At 73.0% G+C, this 13,315-nt stretch carries 10 protein-coding genes; 5 read left to right on the top strand and 5 right to left on the bottom strand.

All coding sequences use genetic code 11. From position 1 onward, the window contains the following. Window positions 1-15 precede the first annotated feature (15 nt). From sucC to ACWEEU_RS10225, 4 genes are all read right to left on the bottom strand, one after another. Window positions 16-1,197, bottom strand: a complete 1,182-nt coding sequence (gene sucC / locus ACWEEU_RS10240) for an ADP-forming succinate--CoA ligase subunit beta (protein WP_385747822.1) — start codon at window positions 1,195-1,197, stop codon at window positions 16-18. 396 nt (window positions 1,198-1,593) lie between these two features. Then, window positions 1,594-2,787, bottom strand: a complete 1,194-nt coding sequence (locus tag ACWEEU_RS10235; RefSeq protein WP_451730658.1) for a vWA domain-containing protein — start codon at window positions 2,785-2,787, stop codon at window positions 1,594-1,596. Window positions 2,788-2,813: 26 nt separating this feature from the next. After that, window positions 2,814-5,267, bottom strand: coding sequence for a DUF5682 family protein (locus tag ACWEEU_RS10230; RefSeq protein ID WP_451730655.1), 2,454 nt, complete (start codon window positions 5,265-5,267; stop codon window positions 2,814-2,816). Beyond that, window positions 5,264-6,394 carry an ATP-binding protein gene (locus ACWEEU_RS10225; RefSeq protein WP_385747816.1) on the bottom strand — a complete coding sequence of 377 codons (1,131 nt, stop codon included), beginning with the start codon at window positions 6,392-6,394 and terminating at the stop codon, window positions 5,264-5,266. The genes ACWEEU_RS10230 and ACWEEU_RS10225 overlap by 4 nt, the downstream gene beginning before the upstream one ends. A 131-nt stretch (window positions 6,395-6,525) precedes the next feature. Here ACWEEU_RS10225 and ACWEEU_RS10220 point away from each other — a divergent pair, with 131 nt between their 5' ends. Further along, entirely contained in the window at window positions 6,526-7,737 is a 1,212-nt protein-coding gene (locus ACWEEU_RS10220) for a hypothetical protein (protein ID WP_451730651.1), read from the top strand. A 44-nt stretch (window positions 7,738-7,781) separates the two neighbouring features. Further along, entirely contained in the window at window positions 7,782-9,389 is a 1,608-nt protein-coding gene (locus tag ACWEEU_RS10215; protein WP_451730648.1) for a DUF5691 domain-containing protein, read from the top strand. Between the two features lie 9 nt (window positions 9,390-9,398). Here ACWEEU_RS10215 and ACWEEU_RS10210 read toward each other — a convergent pair whose 3' ends face one another. Continuing rightward, complete coding sequence (locus ACWEEU_RS10210) at window positions 9,399-9,821, bottom strand: cobalamin B12-binding domain-containing protein (protein WP_385747810.1); 423 nt, start codon at window positions 9,819-9,821, stop codon at window positions 9,399-9,401. A 220-nt stretch (window positions 9,822-10,041) separates the two neighbouring features. Between ACWEEU_RS10210 and ACWEEU_RS10205 the strand changes: the two genes are divergently transcribed. From ACWEEU_RS10205 to ACWEEU_RS10195, 3 genes are all read left to right on the top strand, one after another. Continuing rightward, window positions 10,042-10,893 (top strand): esterase/lipase family protein, encoded by an 852-nt coding sequence (locus ACWEEU_RS10205; protein WP_451730645.1) that lies wholly within the window; start codon window positions 10,042-10,044, stop codon window positions 10,891-10,893. A 56-nt stretch (window positions 10,894-10,949) separates the two neighbouring features. Further along, entirely contained in the window at window positions 10,950-11,501 is a 552-nt protein-coding gene (locus ACWEEU_RS10200; RefSeq protein ID WP_451730642.1) for an SMI1/KNR4 family protein, read from the top strand. Window positions 11,502-11,801: 300 nt separating this feature from the next. Then, window positions 11,802-13,280 (top strand): M23 family metallopeptidase, encoded by a 1,479-nt coding sequence (locus ACWEEU_RS10195; RefSeq protein ID WP_451731016.1) that lies wholly within the window; start codon window positions 11,802-11,804, stop codon window positions 13,278-13,280. Window positions 13,281-13,315: the final 35 nt, after the last annotated feature.

Below are 13,315 nucleotides of genomic sequence, written 5' to 3'. Positions count from 1 at the left end.
CCTCGTCCTGAGTGCTTACTTTGCGGCGTGGGCCAGCTCGGCGGCCTTGTCGGCCGCGCCGTCCATGGTGTCGACGCGCTGCACCAGCGGGTGGTTGGCGTCGGTGAGGATCTTGCGGCCCAGCTCGGCGTTGTTGCCGTCGAGGCGGACGACGAGCGGCTTCTCGACCTTCTCGCCGCGCTCCTCGAGGAGCTTCAGCGCCTGGACGATGCCGTTGGCGACCTCGTCGCAGGCGGTGATGCCGCCGAAGACGTTGACGAACACGGACTTGACGTCCGGGTCGCCCAGGATGATCTCCAGGCCGTTCGCCATGACCTGGGCGGAGGCGCCACCGCCGATGTCCAGGAAGTTGGCGGGCTTCACGTCGCCGTGCTTCTCACCGGCGTACGCGACGACGTCCAGGGTGCTCATGACGAGACCCGCGCCGTTGCCGATGATGCCGACCTCGCCGTCGAGCTTGACGTAGTTGAGGCCCTTGGCCTTGGCGGCCGCCTCGAGCGGGTTGGCCGCGTCCTTGTCGTGCAGCTCTTCGTACTCGGGGTGACGGAACTCGGCGTTCTCGTCGAGCGACACCTTGCCGTCGAGGGCGATGACCTCGCCGGAGGCGACCTTCGCCAGCGGGTTGACCTCGACCAGGAGGGCGTCCGACTTGATGAAGGTGTCCCAGAGCTTGATCAGCACGTTGGCGACCTTGTCCGCGACCTCGGCCGGGAACTTGGCGGCCTCGACGATCTCGCGGGCCTTGGCCTCGTCCACACCGTCGATGGCGTCGATCGCGATCTTCGCGACGGCCTCGGGGCGGGTGGCCGCGACCTCCTCGATCTCCATGCCGCCCTCGACGGAGGCGATGGAGAGGAAGGTGCGGTTGGCACGGTCGAGGAGGAAGGAGACGTAGTACTCCTCGACGATTTCCGGAGCGGTCTCGGCGATCATCACCTTGTGGACCGTGTGGCCCTTGATGTCCATGCCGAGGATGTCCGTCGCGCGGGCGACGGCCTCGTCCGGGGTGGCGGCGAGCTTGACGCCGCCGGCCTTGCCACGACCACCGACCTTCACCTGCGCCTTGACGACGGACTTGCCGCCCAGACGCTCCGTGATCTCGCGCGCCGCCTCAGGCGTGTCGATGACTTCACCGGCCAGCACCGGTACATCGTGCTTGGCGAAGAGGTCCCTCGCCTGGTACTCGAACAGGTCCACGCGCTTCCGTCCCTATCAGTGATCTCGCGGTTCGTTGGATGCGTGGGCGTGCCGCGAAGGGCAACGTGACGTCCGCTTGTCACTAGGGGGGCGCACACGGTGTCCGAGCGCGCGGCATGTCCGCCTCGCAGGTTATCGCTGCTTGCCGGGGCCCTCTAAATCGCGGGTCACACCCGAGCGGTGATACCTGTCACATGATGCCGGGCGAGGTGACACGCGGTGCCGTGACCCTGGCCGGGCGCGCGGCGGGGACAAGGAGTTGTCGCAGGTCAGGTCGGGGGTGGAGCGGGACGGGATGCGGCCTGGTGAGTGACGGACGGGGGACGGTCGGGACCCGGCTGGGCCGGGCTGGAGGCAAGGGTCCGCGGGCGGGCGGTGGCCGGTGCTGGCGCGAGGTCAGGAGGGGTGCGGGACGGGGACGGGCCGCTTCTCCAGTGCCGCCGCCATCACCTCCGGGAAGTGGTCGGGGGTGCAGGCGAAGGCAGGGATGCCGAGCGCGGCCAGGGCTGCGGCGTGGTCGCGGTCGTAGGCGGGGGTGCCTTCGTCCGAGAGCGCGAGCAGGGTCACGAACTGGACGCCGGACGCCTTCATCGCGGCGACCCGCTTCAGCATCTCGTCGCGTATGCCGCCCTCGTACAGATCGCTGATCAGCACCACGACCGTCTCGGCGGGCCGGGTGATCCGCGACTGGCAGTACGCCAGCGCCCGGTTGATGTCCGTGCCGCCGCCGAGCCGGGTGCCGAAGAGGACGTCCACCGGGTCGTCCAGTTGATCGGTGAGGTCCACGACCGAGGTGTCGAAGACGACCAGGCGCGTACTGACCGACCGCATCGAGGCCAGCACCGCCCCGAACACCGACGCGTACACGACCGACGCGGCCATCGACCCGGACTGGTCCACGCAGAGCACGATCTCCTTCTTCACCGACCGCGCCGCCCGCCCGTATCCGACGAGCCGTTCCGGCACCACCGTGCGGTGCTCGGGCAGATAGTGCCTGAGGTTGGCCGCGATCGTACGGTTCCAGTCGATGTCCTGGTGACGCGGTCTGCCGATCCGGGCACTGCGGTCGAGCGCCCCGGTGAGGGTCGCCCGGGTACGGGACGCCAGCCGCTCCTCCAGATCCTCGACCACCTTCCGCACGACCGCCCGCGCGGTCTGCCTCGTCGTCTCCGGCATGACCTGGTGCAACGAGAGCAGCGTGCCGACCAGGTGCACGTCCGCCTCCACCGCCTCCAGCATCTCCGGCTCCAGGAGCAGCGCGGCGAGCCCGAGCCGGTCGATGGCGTCCCGCTGCATGAACTGGACGACGGAGGAGGGGAAGTACGTACGGATGTCCCCCAGCCAGCGCGCCACCGACGGCACCGAACCACCGAGTCCCGCCGAACGCTCCCGCCCGCCCGCAGCACCCTTGCCGCCCCGATCCTGCTTTCCGTACAGCGCGGTCAGTGCCGTGTCCATCGCCGCGTCCCGCCCCGCGAGCGCGCATCCCGTGCCGTCGGCCTGCTCCCCGCCGAGGACGAGCCGCCAGCGGCGCAACCGCTCGGCGCCGGCTTCGGCTTCGCGAGGTGCGGTGCCTGTCGTCCTCGGCATGTCTGTCGTCGCTGGCGTGTCTGTCGTCATCCGCCCACCCCCGCAAGCGCGTTGTCGTCCCTGGACCCGGTCCGCTCTTCCGCCAGCCCGAGCAGCGCCCGCAGCACCGGCACCACGGCATCCGCGCGCCGCGGGTCCGGCTCGGCCGCGAAACCGGGCGGTGCCGTCGCGCCGGTCACGGGTCCGGCCGCGCCTTCCGGCCCACGCCGGACCAGCTCGCCGAGCGTGCGCCGCACCCCGGGTTCGTACGCGGAGAAGGTCCGCCGCAGCAACGGCAGCACGTCCGTGAACGCGTCCGCCGACACCGAGGTCAACCACCCGTCGACCAGCCCCAGCAAGCGCTCGTCGTGCACCAGCAGCAGCCCGCCCCCGCCTCCCCCGACAAACCCCTCGATCCACGCGGCCGCGTCCCCGGGCGGTGTCCCCGGGGACAGCGCCAGCCCCATGAGCCGTGCCGCCTCCCTGTCCGCCAACGCGCCGTCATCGAGCAGCAGTCGGACGGCACGACCCCGTATCTCGCCGGGAACGGCGTCGCGCAGGGCGAGGGTGCGGAGGACGGTGCCCCAGCGGTCGCGCAGGGGGGAACGCCGGGGTTCGTCAGACCGCTGGGGATCGTCGGGGTGCCGGGGGTGCTCGGCGTCTTCAGGATGGCCGGCGCGCTGCGGGCCCTCGGCACCCGACCCCGCTTCGCCCTCCGGGCGGCGCCCGCCCCACACCTCGGACAACAAGGCCACCGCCCCCTGCACCCCCTCCACGTGCCCCCGCATCTCGTGCGCCGCGTCCGCGTCCAGGCCGGCACACGCCGGGGGCAGTCCGACGAAGATCCGGTCGGCCAGGACGGCCGCCACCTCGGCGAGCGCGCCGGTATGGGTGCCGCGCACATCGCCGTAGCGGAGGGACCGGACCAGCGCGGGAAGGGCCTGCGCGAGGTGGCCGACGTCTGAGTCGAGGGCCGCGCGGTCGACCAGGACGCGCATGACCACGGGCAGGGCGTCCGGCAGACCGGCGAGCAGACACCGTTCGGCCAGCACGGTGACGTCGGCGAGGGTGCGGGCGGCGATCGCGTCCGCCTCCGCCTTGGCCGTCGCGGCGCCGAGGACGGTGGTCCCCCACACGCCCGCCTCCGCCACCCTCACCGACAACTCCGGTTCCCAGCGAAGCCGCCAGGTCTCGCGGAAGGTTCCCGTGCTCCCTCGTGACGTGGTGGGTTCGCCCCAGCCGACGCCGAGCAGCCGCAGCCGGTGCAGCAGCCTGCCGCGCGCGGCGTCGGTGTCCTTGCGCAGGTCCAGCTCCAACTCCCGCTCCGCCGCCTCCGGCTTGAGCCGCAACCGGCGCTGCTCCCGGGCGAGGTCCCGCTGCAACGGCACCGCGGGCGCCGACTCCGGCACCTCCCCGAGCACGTCCCCGACCACCAGCCGGTCGTACACCAGGGACAGCGGCAGGTCCGATCCGTCGCACATCACCGCGCGCACGGCGTCGGTCGTCTCGCTCAGCCCGGGCAGCGGGCGGCCGCGCAGCACGGCGAGGGTGTCCGCGAGCCGGACCGCCTCGATGACGTGCGCGGAGGACACCATCCGGTCCTCCTGCCGCAGCAGCCCCGCGACCTTGGTCAGCCATCGCTCGACCGGCCGGTCCGGCGCCCGGAACAGATGTGCGTACCACCCCGGCGAGTCGATCCCCGCGCCGTAGCCGCTGAAGCGGGAGAGGCGACGGTACGTCCAGGGCACCCACGTCAGCTCCGTCCTCACCTTGGGCAGCCCCTTCAGCAGGGCCCGGTCGGCGGCGACGGTGACCCTGGCCCGCAGCGCGGGCACGTGCCACGCCCCGCACACCACCGCGACCGCGTCCCCGAACTCACGGCGTGCCGCGCGCAGTCGGAGCCGCATGTGCGCCTCCCGCGCCTGGTCCCGGGTGCGTCCCCCGTCCCCGTACCGCTCACGCAGCGCCCCCATCGCCTCCTCCAGCGCGGCGAACGGCGCGAAGGGGTCCCCCGCTCCCCCGCCCCGGTGCTCGACCACGTCCTCCCACCAGCGCTCGGGATCGTCGTACCCGGCGGCGTCGGCCAGCGCGGCGAGCGGATCGAGACGCGTCCCCTCAAGTGACCCGGGGTCGGCGCCGGGCTCGTCCCCGGGCTCCGCCAACGTGTGCGCCGCCGGCAGATCGACGAACCGGGCCGGGATCCCCCGCTCGGCCGCCCAGCGGATCGCCACCCACTCCGGGCTGAACTCGGCCAGCGGCCAGAAGGCCGAGCGGCCGGGTTCGTCCACGGCGTGGGCGAGCAGCGCGACCGGCGGTCGCAGGCCGGGGCCGTCGGCGAGCGGGATCAGCGGATCGGCCTCGGGCGGCCCCTCGATCAGGACGACAGCGGGCCGGGCCGCGTCCAGCGCCGCGCGAACGGCCCGCGCGGAGCCGGGCCCGTGATGCCGTACCCCCAGCAGCAGCGGCCCGGACGCGAACGCCCCGCCGCTCACCGGGTTCATGCGCTCACCTCGCGGCAGGCCCGGTAGAAGTCGGTCCAGCCGTCGCGCTCGCGCACGACCGTCTCCAGGTACTCCTGCCATATGACCCGGTCGGCCGCCGGGTCGCGGACGACGGCGCCGAGGATGCCCGCGGCCACGTCCCCGGCACGCAGCACGCCGTCGCCGAAGTGGGCCGACAGGGCGAGACCGCCGGTGACGACGGAGATCGCCTCGGCCGTGGACAGGGTGCCGCTCGGCGACTTGAGCCTGGTCCGGCCGTCGCCGGTGACGCCCGCGCGCAGCTCGCGGAACACGGTGACGACGCGACGGATCTCGTCCAGGCCCTCGGACGCGGGCGGCAGGTCCAGGGAGCGGCCGATCTGCTCGACGCGGCGCGTGACGATGTCCACCTCGGCGTCGGCGGTCTCCGGCAATGGCAGCACCACGGTGTTGAAGCGGCGGCGCAGCGCGCTGGAGAGGTCGTTCACGCCACGGTCGCGGTCGTTGGCGGTGGCGATGAGGTTGAAGCCCCGGACGGCCTGGACCTCCTCGCCCAGCTCGGGGACGGGCAGGGTCTTCTCGGAGAGGATGGTGATCAGGCTGTCCTGGACGTCGGCCGGGATGCGGGTCAGTTCCTCGACCCGGGCCGTCATGCCCTCGGACATGGCGCGCATGACCGGGCTCGGCACGAGCGCCTCGCGGCTGGGGCCGTGGGCGAGCAGCCGGGCGTAGTTCCAGCCGTAGCGGATCGCCTCCTCCGGGGTGCCCGCCGTGCCCTGCACCAGCAGGGTCGAGTCACCGCTGACGGCTGCGGCCAGGTGCTCCGACACCCAGGTCTTGGCCGTGCCGGGCACGCCGAGCAGCAGCAGGGCGCGGTCGGTGGCGAGTGTGGTGACGGCGACCTCGACGATGCGGCGCGGGCCCACGTACTTGGGGGTTATCACCGTGCCGTCGGGCAGCGTGCCGCCGAGCAGATAGGTGGCCACGGCCCAGGGCGACAGCTTCCAGCGGGCCGGGCGCGGTCTGTCGTCGTGGGCGGCCAGCGCGGCGAGTTCGACCGCGAAGGCGTCCTCGGCGTGCGGTCGCAACGCCTGGGCATCCCCTGCCCCGGCGGTCGGTTCGGCGGTCGTCCCCGTGGACACAGACATGGCTGAGGCCCCCTTCGGCTCGGCCGGTCGGCGAGCTGGTTCCACCATGCAGCACGCCACTGACAACCGCTTCGGCCTGTGGATAACTCGGACGCGGCCGATTGTCAGTGGCGGGACCTACCGTCGTTCGCATGACTCAGCAGGGGGTGCGACGGGGTGCGGACCGGGAGCCGGCCCAGGCGCCTGACGCCGCCTCACGCAGCGCGGGCAGCGGATTCGGAGAGCGGGCGGAGGAGCGGACGGAGGAGGGGAGAGCGGAGCGGAGACGGGGCTCCGGCGGCCCGGCCGACCCCGAGGCGGCCCGGCGTCGTGCCGAGCGCCGTGAGCAGCGGGTCACGGCGGGCGTGACCGAACTGGAGCAGCGCCTGGCGGATCTGCTGCGCGGCGGCCTGGCCGCGGCCGAACAGGCGGGGTGCACGCCGTGGGAGGAGACGGCCGCCCGCATGGTCGACGCACAGGCGCCCGGGCTTGCGGCGAAGGCAAGGGAGTTGGGCGCGATACCCGCCTCCGGCGCGGACTGGCCCACCAGGCTTCTGGAGGAGTGCGCCCTGCTGCACCTCCTCGGCCAGGGCTGGCTGCACCGCGCCCAACTGCCCGACGCCCTCGCGGCCACGGTCCGCTCCCGGCTCGGCCTGCCCGCGTCCGCCGGCGGTCCACCGCTGCGCGACCGCTGGCTGGTCCTCGCCCAGTACGACACGGCCGACCCGAAACTGACGACCCGCCGCATCTGGCTGCACGGCACCGGCTCCGGCCACACCCGGCTGCTCCTCTCCTACGGCGCCGCCGGACGCGCCCCCGAACTGTCCCTGCCGGTCGGCCACATGCTGGAGGCGGACCTGACCGGCTACGCGGGCGCGGGGCAGCTCCGCGCCGCGCTGGGCGAGCGGTACGCACCAGCCACCCCGGCCACCGACCGCCCCGCCGGGCTGACCACCGCGCAGGCGGCCGCCCGCTACGGCGACGCGCTGCGCGAGGATCCCTGGCTCGACACGGTCCCGGTCATCCTGGCCGGGGTCGTACCGGTGCCGGACGCACGCCCCGGTTCCTGGCAACTGGCCGACGCGGAGGCGGACCCCAAGGAAGAAGCCGGCACCAAGACAGAAGCGGCCCCCAAAGAAAGGGACCCCGAGGAACCGGGCCCCACGGAACCGGAGCCCGACCCGCCGGTCCCCACCGCACTCCCCCTGACCCCCACGTCCCTCACCCGCCCCGGCCTCTGGCGACTGATCGCCCTCTCCGGCGGCACCCCCCTCACCGTCTTCGGCGAGCTGGGTCACCGAGGCTTCACCCCGCTCACCGCCTGGCCCGCACACCAGTCCGGCACCCCGGTGACGCTGCACTGACCCCGCCGCGGCACCGCCCCGGCCCCACACGGAAGGGAACCCCGATGCACGAGACGACGGCCACCACCGCACCTTCCTGGGACGACCTCCTCACCATCGCCCTGCTCGGCACCGACCGCCGCCCCGTACCCGCGGCGGACGGCGGCCGCGCCGCACCCCTGGCCCTGCTCGACGCCGCCGCCATGGCGACCGTCCGACGCCGGGCCGGCCTTCGCGCCGGACCCGCCGCGCCACGTCCCGAACCCGCCCCCGACGACCCACGCCCGCTCCTCCCGAGCCGCGCCACCCACAGACTCGCCGCCCTCCTCACCGACCGCTCCCCCGCGGGCACCCGACGCGGCAGCACCCCCGACCTGACGGAACTCCTCCCCCAGTGGCTCGCGGCCGCCAACGCACACGGCTACGCCCCACCCCCGCACCTGCTGCCCGCCCTCCTCGACGCGGCCCGCGGACGGACCGATCTCCGGCCCGCGGCCCTGGAGTTCGCGGGCCCGAGAGCCCTGTGGCTGGCCCGCCTGAACCCGGACTGGCGGTTCGCCCGCCGCACGGCCCTTGGAGGCTCGGCCCTGCCCGACCCCGAGGACAGCGAGGCCGTACGCCACCTCTGGCAGGAGGGCCTGTTCGCGGAGCGAGTCGCCGTGCTGACAGCCGTACGCGCCCACACCCCGTCAAGGGCACGAAAGTTGCTGGAATCCACCTGGCCCACCGAGCGCGCCGAGGACCGCCTCATGTTCCTCGACTCGCTGCGCACGAGCCTGTCGTCTGCCGACGAGCCCTTCCTGGAACGGGGCTTGGCCGACCGCAGCCGCAACGTACGCGCCGTAGCGGCGGAGTTGCTGTCCTCCCTCCCCGGCTCCGCCCTCGCCGCGCGCATGGCGGAACGCGCCCTGACCTGCGTGGCCCTCGACCACACGGGTGCGGAACCCACCGTCGCCGTGGAGGCTCCGCACGTCTGCGACGCGGGCATGGAGCGGGACGGGGTGTCGGCCACGCCGCCGAAGGGGCGGGGTGAACGGTCCTGGTGGCTGGGCCAGTTGGTGGAGGCGGCCCCGCTCGGGGTGTGGTCGGCGCGGCTCGGCGGCCGTACCGCGGAGGAGATCGTGGCGCTGCCCGTGGCCGACGGCTGGCAGGAGGAGCTGCACGCGGCGTGGTGCCGGGCGGCGGTGCGGCAGGGGGACGCCGAGTGGGCGAGGGCGCTGCTCGGCGCGCCCGCCGCACCGGAGGCGGGCGGTCCCGGCGCCGTCTCCCTCGCGGACCGGACAAGACTGCTGGCCACGCTGGAAGCGGCCGAGCGCGCCGACTGGGTGGCCGGGTTCATCGCCCGGCACGGTCTGTCGGAGGCGTTCCAGTTACTCGGCGCCTGTGCGGTGCCGTGGGCGCCGTCGCTCGGCCGGGCGGTGGTGGACGCGCTCGACATCGCCCGGGAGGCGGGCAGTTACCCGTGGAGCTTCAGCGGTGTGATGGGCCTGGCCGAGCGCTGCCTCGACCCCGCGGAGACCACTCGTCTGGACGCCCTGCTGGCCCGCCCCGAGGAACGCGAGGACGGCCGGCCGGGCGCCGGAGGCTACTGGGCGGAGGCGTTCCAGCGGCTCGCCACCACCCTGCGACTGCGCACGGCGATGGCGGCGGAGCTGATACCCGGAAGGGGGTGAAGGCGCCGGTCAGCCGCCCGAAGCCGCCGGCTGCCGCACGTTCTCCCGCACCCACTCCACGATCGCCCCGGTCGTCGCGCCCGGCGTGAAGATCGCCGCGACTCCCTTCTCGCGCAGCGGCGCGATGTCCTCCTCGGGGATGATGCCGCCGCCGAAGACGAGGATGTCCGCGGCGTCGCGCTCCTTGAGGAGGTCGATGACGGCGGCGAAGAGCGTGTTGTGGGCGCCCGAGAGGATCGACAGCCCGATGGCGTCGGCGTCCTCCTGGATCGCGGTGGTGACGATCTGCTCCGGCGTCTGGTGGAGGCCGGTGTAGATGACCTCCATACCGGCGTCGCGCAGCGCCCGCGCGATCACCTTGGCCCCGCGATCGTGGCCGTCGAGCCCCGGCTTGGCCACCACCACGCGGATCGGACCGGCTGCCACACCCATCACTGCCTCCATCGAGCCACCGGAAGCGGCCGCTTCCGTCATACCGACAAGTACCGCATCCCTGGCACGTTCCGCCACCGTCGCGAAGTGAACGAACGTTATCGCCAGGATCCCGCAACCGGCAGTTTTACGACCGGCGGGGAGGGGGAAATCACATAGTGGGACATGAGGGCGCGCGGGGGACAGAGACGCCTCCCGCGCGCCGACAGGAGGTCGGCCAATGAAGGTCACCGGAGTATTTCCGTTCTTCCTCCCCGTCTGCCGCCGCTTCTGGCCCGGCAGATTGGCCTCTCTGTCCGTAACGCTGCTCAAAGCCACCGCGCTCGAGGCCGCGATCCTGGCGGGGCACGTGCTGCTGTATCCCACCGGCCTCACGCAGGAGCGGCGCCAGGCCGCACTGCCCTCACCGGACGGCGCCGCCCGGCTCCCCGTCCCGGCGGGCCCGCCGGTCATCCTGCTGCACGGCTTCATCGACAACCGCTCGGTGTTCGTGCTCCTGCGCCGCAGCCTCGCGCAGCACGGCCGCCAGCGCGTCGAATCGCTCAACTACTCCCCGCTGACCTGCGACATCCGCACGGCCGCCGAGCTGCTCGCCCGCCATGTGGAGGAGATCTGCGAGCGCACCGGGAGCCGTCAGATAGACATCGTGGGCCACAGCCTGGGCGGCCTGATCGCGCGCTACTACGTGCAGTGCCTCGGCGGTGACCTGCGGGTTCGCACCCTGGTCACCCTCGGCACCCCGCACGCCGGCACCCGCGCGATACCTCTGGCCAACGCCCACCCCATCGTCCGGCAGATGCGTCCGGACTCCGCGGTCATCGAGGAGCTGTCCCGTCCGGCTCCCGGCTGCCGTACGCGATTCGTGAGCTTCTGGAGCGACCTGGACTCGGTGATGGACCCGCTGGAGGCGGCCTGCGTCGAGCACCCCGACCTGGACGCCCTCAACGTCCGTGTCACGGGCATCGGCCACCTCGCCCTCCCCGTCCACCCCGCCGTGGCCGCCGGGATACGGGACGCCCTGGACACCGAGTCCGCCACGAAGCGCGAGGCGGGCGGCCTGACGGTGGCCTGACCGCTGCCCGGGAGACGCCCGGACGACCGGTCCCCGCCCTTGTTACGGTCCCCGCCATGGAGACCTGGGACCCAGCCGCCGTACGAGCCCGCCTGCGAGAGGCGGCGGCCGGCGACCCGTCGAGGCGACGCTTCGGGTCGAACACGCACCGTTACGAACTGCGGCCTCCGTTTGCCGAGCCGGAGATCCGGTCGTTCGAGACCGGCCACGGCATCGCCCTGCCGCCGGAGTACCGCTCCTTCGTCGCCCAGGTGGGTGACGGCCCCGCCGGTCCGGCCCACGGCCTGATGCCCCTGACCACACCCCGCCCCGAGGTCGTGGAGGACGAGGCGGTGGACGACGAATGGGCGGAGGACCGCCGACCGGGACGTCTCGCCGCGCCGTTCCCGCTCACCGAGCCCGCGTCCGGCCGAATCGGTACCGGCGCCGACTCGCTGACCAGGGGAACTCTTCTGCTGGCCGAGCAGGGCTGCGGGACGTTTCTCCGGCTCGTCCTGAACGGCCCGCACACCGGGGAGATCTGGCTCTTCGACCCCGACTGGGCCGGATTCGTGCCCGCCCACCCCGGATTCCACGCCTGGTACACGGGATGGCTGACCACTCTGTGAACGCGCGTCACACCGACCGCCTCCGTATGAGCCCACCCCGTCGGCATCGGAAGACAGCCGTGACACAGCCCGCGCACAGGTGACACAACGTCACTCATCATCGAACATTCTTCGAACACAAAGCCAAACTCGCGTCCGCGACCCCCGAAACACGGCCGAATGCCCGTTTCCCGCCGCCGCGAAACCGGCGGAAGATTGTGGCGCCCGTGTACCGCCGGGTACAGTCGCCGCACTGCTCTGGCAGCCCCTGTTGTCGAGGCGAAAGAGAAGTTGGTGAACGACCGTCACCCGTCGGGGACCATGACCTCCCCGGCCCCGGCTTCCGACGCCTCCGCCGCGCACTACGCGCCGTACGGAGCCCCGGAAGTCCCGTACGACGACCTCACCACCTACAGCGGCTACGACGCCACTGGTTTCGCGGTGGGCACGGGCCAGACCGGAGCCTTCTTCCCCGCCGAGGCGTACTACGGCGTCCACACAGATGCCCAGACCGGCGGCTACGACACCTCCGCCTGGCAGACCGGCTACGACCACGACCCGTACGCCACCCAGCACCACGCCGTCGCCGACACCGGCGCCTACGACACCACCGCCTGGCAGGTCCCCACGCAGGCCACCGGCCACGACGTCAGCGGACAGTGGGACGCGAGCGCCTGGCTCCAGACCGACGGCGCGGCGAGCCACGACCAGACCCAGCAGTGGGACTGGAACGCGCAGAGCCACGACACCGGCGCCTACGACGCCACCCAGTGGAACTCGGACGGCGGCACGGCGAACGGCCACCAGGAGCACCACGCGCCCCACGAGCACCAGGCGCCGTACGACACGCAGGACCACGCGGCGTACGACCACACCGCCGCCTTCGAGCAGCAGGCCGACCACCACTCCCCCTATGGCGACGACGCCGCGATGGCGGAGTTCGGGGAGACGGCCGCGCCCGAGGAGGAGCCGGACTCCACGGGCGAACTGCCCGTCGTGCCCGACCTCCTGGACGACCAGGAGGAGACCGTGCCGGCGCCCCGGGCGGGCGGCCGCGCGGCGAACCGCTCCAGACGCCGTACGCCCGCCAAGCGCTCGGCCCTGCTGACGGTCGCCGTGCCCTCGGTCTGTGTGATGGGCGTGGCCGGGATCGCCGCGGCCTCGGTCGGCAACCTCACCGACGACGCCCAGGAGACCAGCGCGACCGCCTCGGACGCGCACACGGTGAAGCCGTCCGTCGCCAACAGCAAGCTGGACAGCCAGCTCAAGACGCTCTCCGCCGGGGTCGACGACTTCACCGACCGGGCGAGCCGCACCCAGGAGCGCATCGACCTCAAGGCGCAGCAGGCGCAGGAGAAGAAAGAGGCCGCCGCCGAGGCCGCGCGCAAGGAGCGGCTGCGCCCCAAGTTCGTCCTCCCGGTGGCCCAGAAGGGTCTCAGCGCCTACTTCGGCCAGGCGGGCGTGAACTGGATGTCCGTCCACACCGGCATCGACTTCCCCGTCTCCTACGGCACCACCGTGATGGCGGCCACCGACGGCGTCGTCTCCACCAAGTGGAACAGCGCCTACGGCAACATGATGATCATCACGGCCAAGGACGGCACCGAGACCTGGTACTGCCACCTCTCCAGCTACCGCGTCGCCAGCGGTACGGCCGTCAAGGCCGGCCAGCCGGTCGCCTTCTCCGGCAACTCGGGCAATTCCACCGGCCCCCACCTGCACTTCGAGGTGCGTCCGGGCGGCGGCGCGGCGATCGACCCGCTGCCGTGGCTGCGCAGCCACGGCCTCGACCCGACCTGATCGTCCCCGTACTCGCGGAACGAGCCCCCGCCTCG

Source organism: Streptomyces sp. NPDC005004, assembly GCF_053600675.1.
The sequence above is the reverse complement of the archived record's forward strand: the minus strand, read 5'-3'. Positions and strand labels throughout refer to the sequence as shown.

Excerpts from the sequence above, each read along its gene's own strand:
- ACWEEU_RS10195 (WP_451731016.1), top strand. The coding sequence starts at position 11,802 with ATGACCTCCCCGGCCCCGGCTTCCGACGCCTCCGCCGCGCACTACGCG.
- ACWEEU_RS10225 (WP_385747816.1), bottom strand. The coding sequence starts at position 6,394 with ATGTCTGTGTCCACGGGGACGACCGCCGAACCGACCGCCGGGGCAGGG.
- ACWEEU_RS10220 (WP_451730651.1), top strand. The coding sequence starts at position 6,526 with ATGACTCAGCAGGGGGTGCGACGGGGTGCGGACCGGGAGCCGGCCCAG.
- ACWEEU_RS10235 (WP_451730658.1), bottom strand. The coding sequence starts at position 2,787 with ATGCCGAGGACGACAGGCACCGCACCTCGCGAAGCCGAAGCCGGCGCC.
- ACWEEU_RS10230 (WP_451730655.1), bottom strand. The coding sequence starts at position 5,267 with ATGAACCCGGTGAGCGGCGGGGCGTTCGCGTCCGGGCCGCTGCTGCTG.
- ACWEEU_RS10200 (WP_451730642.1), top strand. The coding sequence starts at position 10,950 with ATGGAGACCTGGGACCCAGCCGCCGTACGAGCCCGCCTGCGAGAGGCG.
- ACWEEU_RS10215 (WP_451730648.1), top strand. The coding sequence starts at position 7,782 with ATGCACGAGACGACGGCCACCACCGCACCTTCCTGGGACGACCTCCTC.
- ACWEEU_RS10205 (WP_451730645.1), top strand. The coding sequence starts at position 10,042 with ATGAAGGTCACCGGAGTATTTCCGTTCTTCCTCCCCGTCTGCCGCCGC.
- ACWEEU_RS10210 (WP_385747810.1), bottom strand. The coding sequence starts at position 9,821 with ATGGGTGTGGCAGCCGGTCCGATCCGCGTGGTGGTGGCCAAGCCGGGG.